This is a genomic window from Caldimonas sp. KR1-144 (assembly GCF_049446155.1).
GTDB lineage: Bacteria > Pseudomonadota > Gammaproteobacteria > Burkholderiales > Burkholderiaceae_C > Rivibacter.
In genome coordinates this window covers 72,217-87,714 of sequence record NZ_JBMSEE010000006.1, presented here as the reverse complement: position 1 = coordinate 87,714, position 15,498 = coordinate 72,217, and the positions used below count along the sequence as shown (strand labels likewise).

Below are 15,498 nucleotides of genomic sequence, written 5' to 3'. Positions count from 1 at the left end.
GCGCCCAACGGGCCGCGGGGATTGACGGGGTTATCGGCCGCTGAAGGCGGCACTTGAACATTCCCGACAGGACCGAGGGCGAAGGACAGTGTCGGTGCGTGCGCACTCACGCGGTCCGATGAACAGCACCGCAAACAGGCACCAAAGAGAAGGGCCTCGCGCCAGCGAGGCCCTGAACGGCACGCGGGGTGCCCCGGAGGAGACAAACGAGAAGCCGTCGAGCTTCGCCACCAGCCTTCGAGAGCTTGCGCGGATCCGCCCTTCGACACGCTCAGGACGGTCCGCCGCAAGGGCCCCCGGGGGCAGCGAACGCAGTGAGCGTAGGGGCCTTGTTTCAGTGCATGCACAGCGCACCGGCGGCCTTGCCCTTGCCGGCGCGCGCCGGCGGGTTGCACAGGCCGCAGGTGAAGTGCTTGGCGATCTCGTGCGGATGCGTGACGAAATGCCCGCCGCACTTGGAGCACGAGGTCATGGTGAGCATGCCGTTGTCGATGAACTTCACCAGGCGCCAGGCGCGGGTGACCGACAGCAGCGGCTCGAGTCCCTGTGCCTGCGTCTGCTCGAGGTAGAGACGGTAGGCCTTGATCACCGTGTCGATCTCGTCGAGCGCGGCGACCTTGTTCAGGTACTCGTGGATGTTGAGGAACAGGCTGGCGTGGATGTTGGGCTGCCAGGTCATGAACCAGTCGGTCGAGAACGGCAGCTGGCCCTTGCTCGGCGACTTGCCGGCCACTTCCTTGTACAGGCGCAGCAGGCGCTCGTAGGAGAGATCCGTCTCCGACTCGAGCACTTGGAGTCGGGCACCGAGCTGGATCAGCGTCACCGCACGCTCGATCTGCTTGGCTTCGGTCAGGATGCTCTTGTTGCGCATGAGAAGGCTCCGGCGGTTCGATCTGTTCTATCTATCTAGTCAGGCGGCCTCTTGATGGCGGCCGGCCATCAGGATGCTCGCGTGCAGGCGGCTGACGCTGTCGTTGGAGGCGCTCTTGCCGTGGTTGGTCAGCAGGCCCCAGACCACGTCGTCGTCGATGCGCATGCGGCACAGCAGCGTGTTGCCCGAGGCGATCTTCATCATCTGAGCCGGCGAGAGCGTCGTGATCAGGTCCGCGGTCTCTTCCGAGATGCCCAGGCGAAACAGCGCCTCGTCGCGGTCGCCGCGGATCAGGCTTTGCGCCAGCATCAGGTACGACAGGTTGGCTTCACGGATCTCCATCAGGATCTGCTCGGTGTTCATCTCGTCGGTCCTCGGGTCGTTGTCTCGTTCGGGGTCTGGCAGGTGTTTACGGTGTTGCTTTCGCGTTTGCCGTGTGAAGAACTGTAGGGTCGGCATTTCGGGTTCTGAATAGGTTGCACGCTGTTGCGTCTGTCATCGCCATCGGACGCCGCCTGTCAGGCAAATTCCTACAAGGGTGCTGGGCGCCCGACGCGCAACAAGCCGACCCCGACCGCGCTTTTCGAGCCTTCGCGCTGCGGCCGTCTCCCTAGACTGGCCCGCAAACACACAAGGACACCGATGAGCGCCACCGCCGCGACCGCCCCCGACCTCGCGCCCGAGCACCGCCTGCCGCCGGCTTCGGTCGAGGCCCGGCTCGAACAGGTCGAGGCCTTCGGCGCCCACGTCAACGAGGCGATCAACTCACTGGTCGACACCATCCTCGAGCTCAAGGCGCGCGACGGCGCATCCGCCGAGGTCGAGGCCCTGCGCACGAAGCTCGCGCAGATCGAGCAGCAGCTCAACCAGGAGCGCACCGCGCGCGAGCTGGCCGAGATCTCGCAGATCCACCCCAAGGAGCGGCGCGTCGTCTTCGTCGGCGGCGCGCACTTCGGCGACAACACCAAGTACGCCTGGCAGGCGCTGCGCGAGCGCGCCGGCGCGATGGGCGTCGAGTGCTGGTTCATGCCGCACGACGCGGCGCAGGAAGCGCTGGTGCGCGGCCTCGGCGGCGACTGCTTTCCCGGCGCGCCCGAGCAGTGGAGCGATGCCGACGTGACGCGCGCGCTCGGCACCGCGGTGCTGGTGATCCACGACCACCTGCTGCATCCCAACCCGCTCGCGCCCTCGCTGTTCGCCGGCGCGCGCGTGGTGCAGCTGTGGCACGGCATCTCGATCAAGGAAGTGGGCCTGCGCAACCTGCCGCCGCTGAAGAACTTCTCGCCGCGCGTCGCGCGCATCCTGCGCACCTGCGGGCGCTTCGCCAGCTTCGTCGGCGGATCGCGCGCCGACGAAGGCAACTGGCGGCGCTGGTTCTCGTTCGAGCGCTATGCGCCGATCGGCTTCCCGCGCAACGACGTGATGCACCGCGAGCCGAGCGCGGCCGACCTGGTCAACGTCGACGAGGCCCTGCTCGAACGCATGCGCGCCACCCGCCGCGCCGGCCAGCGCGTGTTCTTCTACGCACCGACCTTTCGCGACGCCGACCGCGGCCGCTGGCTGCTCGACGCGGGGCTCGAGCGCGTCGCCAAGGGCGTGGCCGCGAGCGGCGACCTGCTGGTGATGAACCTGCATCCGGTCGAGCAGTCGATGCAGCCGCAGCTCGAACAGGCCCTGCCCGGCGTGGTCTTCGTGCGACCGCGCAGCGACATCTATCCGCTGATGCGCGAAACCGACGCGCTGGTGACGGACTACTCGTCGCTGATGTTCGACTACCTGCACCTGGACCGGCCGATCGTGCTGTTTCGCCCCGACCACGCGAGCTACATCGCCAAGTCGCGCAAGCTCTACGACGCCAAGCTGGCCGAGCTGCCGGGCCCGATGGTGGCCACCGCGCAGGCGCTCGTCGAAGTGCTCAAGCATTGCGACAAGCGCTGCGGCGCGCCGTTCAAGGCGGCGCGCGACCAGCTCGCCGCCCAGCTGTTCGACCACATCGACGGCCGGGCCGCCGAGCGCGTGGTCGAGCTGATCGGCGCCGAGCTCGAGACCGCGCTCGCCCGGCAGGCGCAGGGCTGGACCTGAGGAACCGCGGCCCATGTGCGGCATCCTCTTCATCGCCCAGCGCGACGCGCGCCGCATCGACGCCGGGCGCGCGCGCGCGGCGCTGGAGCGCCAGCGCTGGCGCGGGCCCGACGCGACCGGCCTCCTGAGCCTCGCCGACGGCCGCGTGCACCTGGGCCACAACCGCCTGGCGATCATCGACACCGCGCACAGCGCCGACCAGCCGATGCGCTCGGGCTGCGGGCGCTACGCCATCGTCTTCAACGGCGAGATCTACAACCACCGCGCGCTGCAGCGCCGCTTCGGCCTCGACACGGCCAACCGCTCCGACACCCGCACCCTGCTCGAAGGCTATGCCGCGCACGGCGAGGCCTTCCTCGAGGCGCTCGAAGGCATGTACGCCTTCGTCATCCACGACCTGCACAGCGGCGGCTGGGTCGCCGCGCGCGACGCGCTGGGCATCAAGCCGCTGCACCTCGCGCGCCGCGGCGATGATGTCGTGATCGCCTCCGAACCGGCGGTGGTCGCCTGGCTCACCGACGCCGGCATCGACGCGCGCGCGCTCGCCGAGTGGCGGCTGATCCGCCGCCCGCTGCCGGGCGCCACCTTCTTCACCGGCGTCGAGGAGCTGCTGCCCGGCCAGCTGCTGCGCAGCGACGGCACGCGCCGAGCGCTCTGGCAGCTCGCGCGCCGCAACGAGCGCTTCGAGCTCGACGCCTTCGAGACCCTGCTGCAGGACGTGGTGCGCGAACACGAGCTCAGCGACGTGCGCAACACCGCCTTGCTGTCCGGCGGCATCGACAGCACGCTGATCCTCGCGATGTCCGAGGTGCCGCAGGTCTACTCGGTTGGCCTGCCGCAGAGCAACGAGTTCGACGATGCGCAGGACACCGCCGACCGGCTCGGCCGCGCGATGCGTCGCGTCACGCTCGAGGCCGACGCCTTGCACGCACGCTGGGGGGAACTCGCGCGCCTGCGCGGCGAGCCGCTGTCGGTGCCCAATGAAGCCTTGATCCACGCCGCCTGCGCGGCGATGGAGCCCGACGAGAAAGTCGTTTTGACCGGCGAGGGCGCCGACGAGCTGATGTTCGGCTACGACGGTGTGTTCCGCTGGGCGCAGCGCGCCGAGCAGTTCGACGCGGCGGCCTTCTACCGCCACTACGGCTACAGCGACAGCGTCGCGCCGACGCAGCGCCTTGCCGACTACCTCGACGACCTGCGCTTCGGCAAGACGACGCTCGAATGGGTCGAGGACTTCTTCTACCGCGTGCACCTGCCGGGGCTCTTGCGACGCATGGACTTCGCCTCGATGGCCGCCTCCAAGGAAGCGCGCGTTCCCTTTGCCGACCGCCGCCTGGTCGACTACTGCTACCGCGCGCAAGCGAGCGACAAGCTCGACGAGCGCGAATCCAAGATCCCGCTGCGCCGGCTGCTCGCGCGCCGCGGACTCACCGGGCCGCTCGAGCGCCGCAAGATCGGCTTCAGCGCCCGCGTCGACCCTCATCAGAGCCGGCAGGCCGAGTACCGCCGGTTCCAGGACCACGTGCTTCAGGAGCTGTCATGGTCGTAGGCTATACCACCGGGGTGTTCGACCTCTTCCACGTCGGCCACGTCAACGTGCTGCGCAACGCCAAGTCGATGTGCGACCGGCTGATCGTCGGCGTCACCGTCGACGACCTGGTGCAGTACAAGAACAAGCGCGCGGTGATCCCGTTCGAGGAACGCATCGAGATCGTGCGCGCCAGCCGCTACGTCGATCTCGCGGTGCCGCAGAACTCGATGGACAAGCTCGACGCCTGGCAGCGCTACAAGTTCAACGTGATGTTCGTCGGCGACGACTGGTACCAGAACGAGCGCTGGAAGGAGTACGACCAGCAGTTCAACGAGCTCGGCGTGCGCCTGCTGTACTTCCCGTACACCAAGTCGACCTCGTCGACGCTGATCAACCAGACCCTCGAGCGCTTGCGTGCAGCCTAGGTTTGCCGGACACGGCGACTACGCACGCCACTTCGGCGCGATCGCGTCCGGGCCGCCGACGCGCGCGGCGCTCGAGCACCTGCTCGTCCACCTCGAATCCGCGCTCGACGCCGAGGCCCGCGTCGCGCTGTGGCGCGCGCTGTGGTCGCAATGGGCCGGCCTCGACACCGACGATCGCGCCCAGGCCGCGCGCCTGCTCGACGGGCGCTTTCGCACCGTGCTCGGCTGGCTCGACACGCCGTTCGACCACCCGGCCACGCTGGTGCGCCTGGCCGAAGCACATCTGGCCGAGGGCGAGCTGCATTGCCCCGGGTTCGTGTTCGCGCTCTATCGCCACCACGGACTCGAGCCGGCCTTCGACGAGCCGCAACAGCTGCCGGCCGCGCTGGCCTGGCCGCTGGTGCAAGCCGAGCTGCGGCTGACCGCGCCCGGCGCGCTCGATGCGCGGCGCGCCGCATCGCTCCAGCAGACCAGCCTCGCGCTGGCCGAGGCCGACGGCGAACAGGTCGCGCGTGCGCTGCTGACGCTGTTCGAGATCGGCGTGCGCGCGAACGACGCGCTCGCCTCGACCGAAGCGCTGGCCGAGTGCCTGCGCTGCGGGCTGCAGCCGCGGCTGCCGGTCTCGATGCTGCGCGCCTGGCTCGAAGCCGGTCGCCACGAGCAGCCGCTCGCGCTGGCCGGCGGCGCCGAAGCGCGCGCGATCGCGCCGGCGCGCTGGCATGAGAGCGCGCATCGCGCGGCGCTCGCGGCAGCGCTGTCGCGCCCCGGTGCCCACGAGCGACTCGCGGCCCTGAGCACCGCGCTCGGCGAAACGCCCGCGGAACACGCACCGGCCGATGAGGCCTTGAACGCACTGGCCGCGCTCGACCGCGGCTACGCAAAGCTCGATGCCGATGCGAACGACGCGCGCTTCGCCGACGCCGCGATAGCCGCGCTCCACCACGCGCACGGCGAACGCGCTGCGGCCGAAGGGCGCGTCGAGGACGCCGCGATCGCCTTCGCCGCCGCACGCCGGCTCGACGGCCACGCCGGCGCCGAGGCGGCGCTGTGGTCGCTGCTCGAAGCGCAGGCGCCGCAAGACGCCGCCGCGGCGCGTGCCGTCGACGACGAAGAGGCTCGCTGGCGCGCCCTTGCCGACAGCGCCGCGCCGCGCATCGCACGCGTCGCGCAAGCCCAGCTCGCCGCGCTGTGGACTGATGGCGCGCTCGTGCCCTGCCAGACCGCGCGCCGCCAGCGCCTGCCCGAGGCGAAGGCGCTGTGGCAATCGCTCGCCGCGCATGCGCCCTGGCGCGCGCTGGCCGACGAGCGGCTGCGCAGCGTGCCCTTCGCGCTGATGTCGCGGCTGCTGTCCCGGCCGCACGGCGACGCCGGCGGCCGCGAGCATCTCTGGCTCGAGACGCCGGGCGCCCAGCGCGTGCTGATCGTCTTCTCCTGCGTCGACTCGCACCACAGCTTCACCAGCGTGCCGAGCCTCGTGCAAGGCCTGCGCGGCCATCACCTGCTGTTCGTCAACAACCCCGAGCTGAACTGGTACTCGGGCACGGCCTTCGAGGCGACCTGCCGCGTGATCGAGGCGCGCGTGCTGTCGCGCTTCGCGCGCGAGGACGTGGCCTGCTACTTCGGCAGCATGGGCGGCTACGCGGCGCTGCGCTTCGCGCTGCACTTCGGCCTGCGCGCGATCGCCTTCAACCCGCAGGTCGATCTCGACCTGTGGGCCGCCTACCGGCCGATGCAGCGTGCGCTGATCCACGGCGAGGCCGAGCGCGTGCACCTTCAGGACCTGCCGCGCGAGGCCTTTGCGCGCGCACCGCTGTATTACACGGTCGGCAGCGCGACGGCGGACCGCTGTGCGTTCTCGCGCTTCGTCGCGCGCGTGGCCGAGTGCGACGACGCGCGCCTGGTGGTCGAGAAGTTCGCCGACCCGCACCATGCGGGCCTGATCCGGCGCACGACGCGCGGGCAGATCCCGCAGGCGATCGAGGCGATCGACCGGCGGCTGGGCGAGATCGCGGTGCTGGACGATCCGGCGCGCGGCGGCTTTGCCGAAGTGCCGGCCGACGAGCGCGAGCGATTCTGGGCGCGCGTCGATGCGGCGCAGCGGCTCAAGCTGGAGATCGTGGTGCGCGCAGGGCGGGTGTGGACACGCGAGTCGACGGACTGCGCGACGGCCGCGGCCTGATTCCCCCTCACCCCCGCCCTCTCCCGCGTGCGGGAGAGCAACCGTGTCAAGCCTGGACGTAGTTCCAGGAAGTGTTGTGCTTGAGCATGGCATTCAGGATGGTCAGCAGCTTGCGCATGCAGGCGGTTAAGGCCACCTTGAACGGCTTGCCTGCGCGGCGCAGCCGCTCGTACATGGCCTTGATCAGAGGGTTCAGGCAATCGATTGAGCCCAAGCTCGTTGGCAACGGCGCGGACAACTACCCGTACATCAATGTCCTGTGGTGCGGCGCAGTGTGCGCACAGCAGCTCGGTCGCAACGACATCGCTTTGGCGTGGGCTCGCAAAGGCCGAACGCTCAACAAGAACGACAGCTGCCCCGCGTAGGCCACGGCCAGCAGCCAGGACGCGCCGCTGTCGCGCGCCATGAAATAGCACAGCGTCGCGCCGATCGTGCCGACAAGCGGTCCGCCCAGGCCTACGTAGGCCTCGGTCTGCGCGTCGTTCGGCATGTCCTTCAAGTCGATCCACGCGCCGACGAACGGAATGAAGGTCGGCGCGCCGACCGCCAGGCCCTTGCGCCGCGCGGCGACGTAGTGGCCCATCTCGTGCACGAACAGCAGCGCGATGAAGCCCGCCGCGTAGCGCCATCCGTAGACGAAGGCATAGACCACCAGCGAGACCAGCATCGTGCCGCCAGTGGTGAATAGCTTGCCGAACTTCGCGCCCGACAGGAGCATCAAGAGCAGCTTCATCGCGATCGCGCGGCCGGACTCAGGCGCTCTTCTTGCGGCGGAGGAACTTCATGATCGCGCCGCCGAAGGCCAGTCCGGCAAGGATGAACACCTTCGCGAACTTGGCGAAGAACGCGGCGATCAGCGCGAACATGCCGAGCTTCTTGGCACCCACGCCCACCACCAGCGCGGCCAGGCCGTAGGCAGCCACGTTGTCGGTCGAGGCGTTGAAGTCCGCGTAGCGCTTGCCGTCCTTGTAGTTCAGAGCGGCGAGCATGGTGCGCGCGCTGTCCTTGTGGGCCGGCAGGTCCTTCAGGTCGGTCACGAGGTTGAGGCTGAAGTAGCCCTCGCGGCCCAGCGCGTAGGTGTTGTAGTTGACGCCTTGCGGCTCGTTGGCCGGCGCGCCCTTGGCCTGCGACGACATGGCCCACACCAGGCGATGGGTGCCCGCGTCGTAGGCCGGCTTCTCGGCCCAGCCGACGATCTCGATGGCCGGCCCGCCCATCTTCACGCGCTCCTCGTTACTGGCCTCGGTGCCCTCGCGGTAGGACTTCAGCAGGTCGTCGGCATTCCAGTCCTTGGCGTCGTCGTCCTTGATGTAGCCCGACTTCTCGTAGCGCACCGTCATGAACCAGCCCTCGCCGTCGCCTTGCGGAAAGACCAGACCCTGCAGGCGATCGTCCTTGCCGGGGTTGCCCATCGCGTTGAGCAGCGCGGTGGCCTGCGGCTGCGGCACGAAGACGTGGCCGGCCGGCAGCTTGAGCACGGCCTGGTCGATCAGCTCGATGTCCTGCGGGCCGGTCTTGGCGGCGGCCTTGGCGTCCTCGAAGGCCTTGGCCGCCGCGGCGTCGGTGTGGGCGTTCTGTGCGAACGCGCCGCCGGCGGCGAGCGCGAACATGAAGGCCACGGCGAACGTGGCCCATCGCTTGGCGATGTGCATGAATCCTCCCTCGTAAGAGCCGCGTCGGGCTCGGTGCAGGCCTGTGGCCCGGATCGGTTGTGGTCTCGGCCGGGGACGCGCCTCCTCGCGCGGTCGCGGCGCGGGCAGTCTACGAGGGCTGCCGGGGGCGGGGCATCCAGATCTTTGCGGAGTCAGCGACGGCCTTGACGTCCATCGGCTTGCCGTCCAACACCTCGAGACGACGCAGGTAGTCGTTCTGGGCGCTCGTCAGCTCGTCGACGGCCGCCTGGAGCTCGTCGATGCTGACCTGGACTCCGTTGACCAGTTCATCGAATTCCTCCTGTTCGTCGGGACCGAGATCGTGGTTGAGCACGCCATCGACCACATGAAAGCGATCGCGGTGCAGGTGCACCCAGTCGGCGAAGCTCGATATTCGGTCGAGGGCCTGTTCGAGGGAGGCCGTCGCGCGGGTGCCGATGTCCTTCACGTCCGCGAAGAAGCGCTGGGTCAGCGCCTCTGCGGCACGCCACTTCCCTTCCCTGGGGGCATGGACGAACAACTGGGTTGCATGCGCGGCCAGTTCGTCGACCATGCCCATGCCCTGCCCATTGATCTCGCGCAAGCGTGCGAGCATGGCGCGCAGCCTCGAAATTCCCTCTTCGGTCAGCAGCGCCTTGGGATTGGCCACCTCGTCGATATTGAGCGACTCGACCGCGGCAGTCTGGCGCGCTTCGAGTGTCTTGGCGAGTAACTTTAGCTCCGCGAGGCGCCGTTCGAATACGTCCTGCTTGCGTTCGGCGGACCCTTCCGGTCGCCGCACTCCAGACCCTGACGGCGTCGGCGGCTGCAGTTCGAAGGAGACGGTCTGCACCGTCTGGCCGTCGACCTGCAACTCGAACTTCCAGAGGCCCGGCACCAGTTCCCAGGGTTCGCCGAGGTGATAGCCCGACATCGTCTCGTCGCGCGTGCACGGTGCCGTGTTGGCGATGGCGATGGCGAGCCTTCCGTTGCGAGGATCCTTGAGGCCCGGATCGGCGAAGGTCCAAAGACGACGGACCTCGATGTACTCATCAGGCCCGAGGTCGGGGCAGCTGTAGGCGACGCCGAACCTCGTTCCAAGGGTCAACGGGATGTTCGTCGTGGTCGCCGTCTTGCGGTACGACTCGAACGTGGTGTGCTTGCCGCCGAGCGAGTTGACGTCCTGGTGGACCTTGCCGCTTGCGGCCTCATAGGTGCCGGTCCAGACCACGTCGACCTTCGACGCGCTCCCGGGCCGCTTGACCCAGCTGATCTCCTTCGACACCGGTGCAGCGCATCCGGCGATCAGCGCTGTGGTGGCCACGGCGGCCACAACGCGCAGGCCCAAGCCTCGCTGACTCATGATCCAGACTCCCTCGCTTCCTTTGAATGCGCCGAATTCTGTCCGCGCCCGCCAACCTCCGTCGCCTGCCACGCGTGGCCGACTGCACATGCCGCAGCGATTCCTGCGCCGCCCGCGCTAGGGTTGTCGCGCTCTCCCGACGCAGGGCGCTGGCTTGGGATCGCCCCGCCACGATGTCCGCCCCTCACCGCACCCACCACGCCTGCCTGGCACGCCGATCGTCCCATGCAGTTCGCTGTCGATGTCCTTGATCTGCGCATCCAACCAGTCGATGTGCTGGCGAACACTCTTGCGGGCCACCGGCTGAGCGGTGCTCAGCCGTGTCTTCTCCTGCGCCCGCATCGCCACCAACTGCGCCCGGCGGTCCACCAGTTCCACGATCTCTCGCTGTTGGTCGCCGGCCAGCGGGTGCACCTGCGGGCCCATCTGCTGCGCGAAGCGCGCCAGCACCTGCGCGTCCAGCCGATCGGTCTTCGCCGCGATGCCGGCCGCCTTGGCGAAGTCGCGCACCTTCTTCGGGTTGATCACCGCCACCGCCAGCCCCGCACGGCTGAGCTGCGCGGCCAGCGTCGCCTCGAACCCGCCCGTGGCCTCCAGCACCACCAGCGTCGGCTTCAGCTTCACCAACTGCTGGACCAACTCCTCACGCCCCGGCTCGTCGTTGGTGGCACGCCTGGGCTGCAACTGCGCCGTGGCCGCCACGTCCAACCAGTTCTTGCTGACGTCGATGCCGACGAAGACCTCTTCGCTCATGAGCCGCGCCCTTCCTTGTGGTCGATACGGTCTGGTGACCTCGCAACTGTTCGGGCGGCTCGCTCATCGTCCCCGAAGCGGCCGCAGCGACCTTCGCTCTCCCACGGTATAGGTTCGAACTTCACCCCGGGCCAATCGGTCTGCTGCGGCCAGGCGCTACTGGCCTACATACAAGGGCTGGGGTGAAGGTCAAGCCGGCAAATGCTCCGGCGCCAACCCCTGCGCCGCCCGCGCCGCCATGCGCCCGTACAGCGCCTCCAGATCCCGCGCAAAGCGCTCGGCATCGAACAGCGGCAGCGTGTCGCGCCCCTGCACCAGATGCTCGCGCATCGACGCCAGGCGCTCGCGGTCGGCCAGCAGCTCCAAGGCGATCGATTCGTAATGCGCCTCGTCGCGCGCCACCAGTTCCTCCAGCCCGACCGCGCCAAGCAGGCTCGCGGCCACGCGCGACGCGAAGGTCTGGCCCGGCAGCGTGACCAGCGGCAGCCCGGCCCACAGCGCATCGCTGGCGGTGGTGTGCGCGTTGCAAGGCCAGGTGTCGAGCATCAGGTCGGCCAGCGGCAGGCGCGACTGGTGGATCTCCGGCGGCACCGAGGGCGAGAAGATCAGCCGCTCGGGATCGACGCCCGCGGCCTGCGCCTCGCGGCGCAGGTTGGCGCAGGCCTGGTCGTTGGCGTCGAGCAGCCACAGCACCGCCTCGGGCGCGCTGCGCAGGATGCGCAGCCAGCAGGCAAAGGCCTGCGGCGTGATCTTGTAGACGTTGTTGAAGCAAGCCAGCACCGGGCGGTCGTCCGGCAGGCCCCATTGCGCGCGCGTCGCCGGGCGCGGACGCGGCCGCTGGCGGTCATTGGGCTGGTAGCTCGCGGGCATCTGCGCGAGCTTCTCGCCGAAGTACGGCGCGTGCTCGAGCGGCGTGACGATGCGGTCGCCGATGAAGTAGTCGATGTAGGGCGCGCCGGTCGTGCCCGGAAAGCCCAGCCACGACACCTGCACCGGCGCAGGTCGGTAGGCCATGGTCTTGAAGCGGTGGTCCTGCGTGTAGCCCTTGAGGTCGACCAGGATGTCGATGCCGTCGTCGCGCACGCGCCGCGCGATCGCCTCGGCGCCCATCGCGCGCGCGTCGATCCAGTGCTCGCAGGCGCGCACCAGGCGCGCGCGCATCGCCGAGCGGTCGTCCTTGCCGTGCGAATAGAGAAAGACCTCGAAGCGCGCGCGGTCGTGGCGCTCCAGCACCTCGGCGATCAGCATCGCGGTGGCGTGCTGGTAGAAGTCGGCCGAGAGGTAGCCGATGCGGATGCGCTCGCCGTCGCGCCGGCGCCAGGCCTGCTTCGGCAACGGCACGACGCCGCGCGCCTGGCGCTTGGATTCCAGCTCGGCCGCGTGGCGCATGACCTTGGGGTCGTGCGGAATCGCGACCAGCGCGAACGGCGTGCATTCCTGGCCTTCGGGCATCTCGCGCGGGTTGCGCTCGATGGCCTCGATGAAGGCCGCCACGTCCTCGCCGAAGCGGTCCCAGCGGCAGGCGAACTGGTCGAGGTGGACCAGGTAGCCGTGCGCGGTGAGGTTGTCGGGCTCGAGCGCGACCGCGGTGCGGAAGCACTCGTTGGCCTCCTCGAACATCTTGAGCTGGCGAAACGCCGCGCCGAGCCGCACATAGGCCGGCACCGAATCCATCTTCAGCGAGATGGCTTCCATCAGGCGCGGGATCGCGTCGGCCGGGCGGTCGGCCTTCACCAGCGCGATCGACCAGTTCAACAGCGAGTCGTGGCCGAAGCGCGAGCCTTCGGGCGCGCCTTCGTAGACGCGCACCGCGTCGGCGTGGCGCTGTTGCGCAAGCAGCGCCTGCGCGAGGATCTCGCGCGCCTCGACGCTGGCCGGCGCCATCGCGACCGCGCGCTCAGCGGCCTCCACCGCCTCGGCAGCGCGCTCGAGCTTGAGCCGCGCGATCGCCAGGCCCATCCAGTCGTGCAGCGTCGCACCCACCGCCGCGATGCCGGCGCACAGGTCGCGCTCGGCCTCGCGCCAGCGCAGGTTGCGCAGGTGCTCGCGACCCGCGGCCAGGCGCGGCGAGATGCCGGGGCGGCGCGCGTTGGAAGGGGCAAAGGCTTGGCTCATGGGCGCAGTCGGTGCTCGGGAGGATTCCCGCTGCGCCGACTCTGCCAGCCGAGCCCAGGCATCCAAGCGCCCGTAAGTAGGCAAAAGCACCGGCAATTTGCCGCACCACCCCCGCGCGCGCGTGAGAGGGGCTGGCAGAAATCTGAAAGTTCGGCCCTAAAGTTCCCCGGCTCCTCGTCGAAAACCTCCCCAACGTCGCTTCCGAAAGAGGCACGTGGTCCGGAGTAGCCGACCAAGGGTTCGACGGGGACAGCAACCAACCTAAGTCCCTCCACCGATCTCGCGGGATGACGACCCCGGGCGCAGCCAAAGGACCCCGGTCCCACGGCGCGGCAGAAGCGAAAGGCAACTGGAGCGACTGCCGAGGCAATGCCGGCGCTCAAGCCGGGTGTCACTCAATCGCAAGGAGAGCTAGAAATGGCCATGTCTGTTATCACCAACGTCTCGTCGCTCAATGCGCAGCGCAACCTGAGCGGTTCGCAGAACTCGCTGGCGACTTCCATGCAGCGCCTGTCCTCCGGCCTGCGCGTGAACTCCGCCAAGGACGATGCCGCCGGCCTGGCGATCGCCGAGCGCATGAATGCCCAGGTCAAGGGCATGAACGTCGCGATCCGCAACGCCAACGACGGCATCTCGCTGGCGCAGACCGCCGAAGGCGCGCTGGGCAAGGTCGGCGACATGCTGCAGCGCATGCGTGAACTGGCTGTCCAGTCGCGCAACGCGACCAACAGCGACGGCGACCGCGCCAACCTGCAGAAGGAGTTCAAGGAACTGCAGTCGGAAATCGACCGCACGGTGAAGAACACCGCCTTCAACGGCAAGAAGCTGTTCGACGCCAACGGCACCGCGCTGGACTTCCAGGTCGGCTCGAACACCACCAGCAACGACCGCATCACGGTGGCCGCCAGCGTGCTCGAAGGCTCGGCGATCACGGCCGCCTCGGCTGCCGACGCGACCGACACGACGATCTCGGACGCCGACATCCTCGGCACCGTGGTCGGCGGCTGGGACGGCACGAACGGCGTCGCCATCGGCGGCACCTCGTCGGCCAGCACCACGGTCGCCGGCGTGTCGCAGATCGACGATGCGATCAACGTGATCGACCGCGCCCTGGACGTCGTCAACGACAAGCGCGCCACCTTCGGTGCGGTGCAGAACCGCTTCGAGAACGTGATCGCGACGCTGCAGGTCAACGCCGAGAACACCGCCGCCTCGCGCGGACGGATCATGGACGCCGACTTCGCCGCGGAAACCGCCAACTTGTCGAAGGCGCAGATCCTTCAGCAAGCCGGCACCGCGATGGTCTCGCAGGCCAACCAGCTGCCGCAGCAAGTGCTGTCGCTGCTGCGCTGATCGAAGGCCGGCGCCGCCAGGCGCCGGGCCCACGCGCAAGGCGCCGCGTCCCGCAAGGGGCGCGGCGCCTTCTTGTTTTGATTAGGCAGGCAAACGCGCCTTTAATCGGGCCTTGCGGGCGCTGGACCCTCCTCAAGAATTCGACTCACCGCGCAGGTACAGCCGGCTCTCAGGCCGGGAGTCCATCGATTTCTGAGAAGGAGAGCTGCCATGCCGCAGACCATCAACACCAACATCGTTTCGCTGAATGCACAGCGAAACCTCAACGGTTCGCAAAGCGCGCTCAGCGTCGCGATGCAGCGCCTGTCGTCGGGCCTGCGGGTCAACTCCGCCAAGGACGACGCCGCCGGCCTCGCGATCGCCGAGCGCATGAATTCGCAGGTCCGCGGCATGAACGTCGCGATCCGCAACGCCAACGACGGCATCTCGCTGGCGCAGACCGCCGAAGGCGCACTGGGCAAGATCGGCGACATGCTGCAGCGCATGCGCGAGCTGGCCGTGCAGTCGCGCAACGCCACCAACAGCGACGGCGACCGCGCCAACCTGCAGCGCGAGTTCGGCGAGCTGCAAAGCGAGATGCAGCGCATCGTGAAGTCGTCGAACTTCAACACCAAGCCGCTGTTCGACGGCTCGGCCGGCACGCTGGAGTTCCAGGTCGGCGCCAACGCGACCGCCGACGACCGCATCGCGATCAACTCGATCGACCTGCTCGGCACGGCGATCACGGCCGCCTCGGCGATCGACACCGCCGACACCACGATCACCGACGACATGGTGCTGGGCACTGTGTTCACCGGCTGGGACGGCACCAACGGCGTGTCGATCGGCGGCACCGCGACCGGCCTGACGACCGTGGCGACCGTGAGCCAGATCGACGACGCGATCAACGTGATCGACCGCGCGCTGAACATCATCAACGACAAGCGCGCGATCTTCGGCGCGGTGCAGAACCGCTTCGAGGCCGTGATCGGCAACCTGCAGACGGCCTCGGAGAACCAGGCCGCCGCGCGCAGCCGGATCATGGATGCCGACTTTGCCGCCGAGACTGCCGCGCTCAGCCGCGCGCAGATCCTGCAGCAGGCCGGCAACGCGATGGTCGCGCAGGCCAACCAGCTGCCGCAGCAGGTGCTGTCGCTGCTGGGCCGCTGACGCCTCGCCCCGGAAACGCCGGGCCATGAGCCCCGCGGACTGCGTC

The 15,498-nt window shown here is 69.0% G+C and carries 12 protein-coding genes and 2 pseudogenes; 6 read left to right on the top strand and 8 right to left on the bottom strand.

The window, feature by feature from the left end; genetic code table 11:
• Window positions 1-334 precede the first annotated feature (334 nt).
• Both flhC and flhD read right to left on the bottom strand, forming a co-directional pair.
• Window positions 335-871, bottom strand: coding sequence for a flagellar transcriptional regulator FlhC (gene flhC, locus ACO2TI_RS15180; RefSeq protein WP_423285567.1), 537 nt, complete (start codon window positions 869-871; stop codon window positions 335-337).
• Between the two features lie 39 nt (window positions 872-910).
• Window positions 911-1,234, bottom strand: coding sequence for a flagellar transcriptional regulator FlhD (gene flhD, locus ACO2TI_RS15175; protein WP_423285565.1), 324 nt, complete (start codon window positions 1,232-1,234; stop codon window positions 911-913).
• Between the two features lie 279 nt (window positions 1,235-1,513).
• Between flhD and ACO2TI_RS15170 the strand changes: the two genes are divergently transcribed.
• From ACO2TI_RS15170 to ACO2TI_RS15155, 4 genes are read left to right on the top strand one after another with little or no spacing between them, the layout of a single operon-like run.
• Window positions 1,514-2,953: a CDP-glycerol glycerophosphotransferase family protein gene (locus tag ACO2TI_RS15170; protein ID WP_423285563.1), complete on the top strand. Its 1,440-nt coding sequence runs from the start codon at window positions 1,514-1,516 to the stop codon at window positions 2,951-2,953.
• A 13-nt stretch (window positions 2,954-2,966) separates the two neighbouring features.
• On the top strand, window positions 2,967-4,502 hold the full coding sequence (gene asnB, locus ACO2TI_RS15165) for an asparagine synthase (glutamine-hydrolyzing) (protein WP_423285562.1): 1,536 nt from the start codon (window positions 2,967-2,969) through the stop codon (window positions 4,500-4,502).
• Window positions 4,493-4,909 (top strand): adenylyltransferase/cytidyltransferase family protein, encoded by a 417-nt coding sequence (locus ACO2TI_RS15160; protein ID WP_423285560.1) that lies wholly within the window; start codon window positions 4,493-4,495, stop codon window positions 4,907-4,909. The genes asnB and ACO2TI_RS15160 overlap by 10 nt, the downstream gene beginning before the upstream one ends.
• A complete protein-coding gene (locus ACO2TI_RS15155) occupies window positions 4,899-7,088 on the top strand; it encodes a hypothetical protein (protein WP_423285559.1) in 2,190 nt (729 codons plus the stop codon). The genes ACO2TI_RS15160 and ACO2TI_RS15155 overlap by 11 nt, the downstream gene beginning before the upstream one ends.
• 46 nt (window positions 7,089-7,134) lie before the next feature.
• On the opposite strand, the pseudogene ACO2TI_RS15150 reads toward ACO2TI_RS15155, so the two are convergent.
• The 6 genes and pseudogenes from ACO2TI_RS15150 to ACO2TI_RS15125 all read right to left on the bottom strand — a co-directional run.
• A pseudogene (locus ACO2TI_RS15150) lies at window positions 7,135-7,281 on the bottom strand (IS110 family transposase); the annotation flags it as partial.
• A 129-nt stretch (window positions 7,282-7,410) separates the two neighbouring features.
• Window positions 7,411-7,821 (bottom strand): annotated as a pseudogene (locus tag ACO2TI_RS15145) (site-2 protease family protein); the annotation flags it as partial.
• Window positions 7,822-7,840: 19 nt separating this feature from the next.
• The gene (locus tag ACO2TI_RS15140; protein ID WP_423285557.1) at window positions 7,841-8,740 is read right to left on the bottom strand and encodes a DUF2167 domain-containing protein; all 900 of its coding nucleotides are present in this window, start codon (window positions 8,738-8,740) and stop codon (window positions 7,841-7,843) included.
• A gap of 109 nt (window positions 8,741-8,849) precedes the next feature.
• On the bottom strand, window positions 8,850-10,082 hold the full coding sequence (locus ACO2TI_RS15135; protein WP_423285555.1) for a DUF3859 domain-containing protein: 1,233 nt from the start codon (window positions 10,080-10,082) through the stop codon (window positions 8,850-8,852).
• A 117-nt stretch (window positions 10,083-10,199) separates the two neighbouring features.
• Window positions 10,200-10,835: an IS110 family transposase gene (locus ACO2TI_RS15130; RefSeq protein WP_423285553.1), complete on the bottom strand. Its 636-nt coding sequence runs from the start codon at window positions 10,833-10,835 to the stop codon at window positions 10,200-10,202.
• A 189-nt stretch (window positions 10,836-11,024) separates the two neighbouring features.
• On the bottom strand, window positions 11,025-12,950 hold the full coding sequence (locus ACO2TI_RS15125) for a tetratricopeptide repeat protein (protein ID WP_423285551.1): 1,926 nt from the start codon (window positions 12,948-12,950) through the stop codon (window positions 11,025-11,027).
• 417 nt (window positions 12,951-13,367) lie between these two features.
• Here ACO2TI_RS15125 and ACO2TI_RS15120 point away from each other — a divergent pair, with 417 nt between their 5' ends.
• Both ACO2TI_RS15120 and ACO2TI_RS15115 read left to right on the top strand, forming a co-directional pair.
• Window positions 13,368-14,303 (top strand): flagellin, encoded by a 936-nt coding sequence (locus ACO2TI_RS15120; RefSeq protein ID WP_423285550.1) that lies wholly within the window; start codon window positions 13,368-13,370, stop codon window positions 14,301-14,303.
• Window positions 14,304-14,513: 210 nt separating this feature from the next.
• A complete protein-coding gene (locus tag ACO2TI_RS15115; protein WP_423285548.1) occupies window positions 14,514-15,452 on the top strand; it encodes a flagellin in 939 nt (312 codons plus the stop codon).
• The last annotated feature ends 46 nt before the right edge of the window (window positions 15,453-15,498 follow it).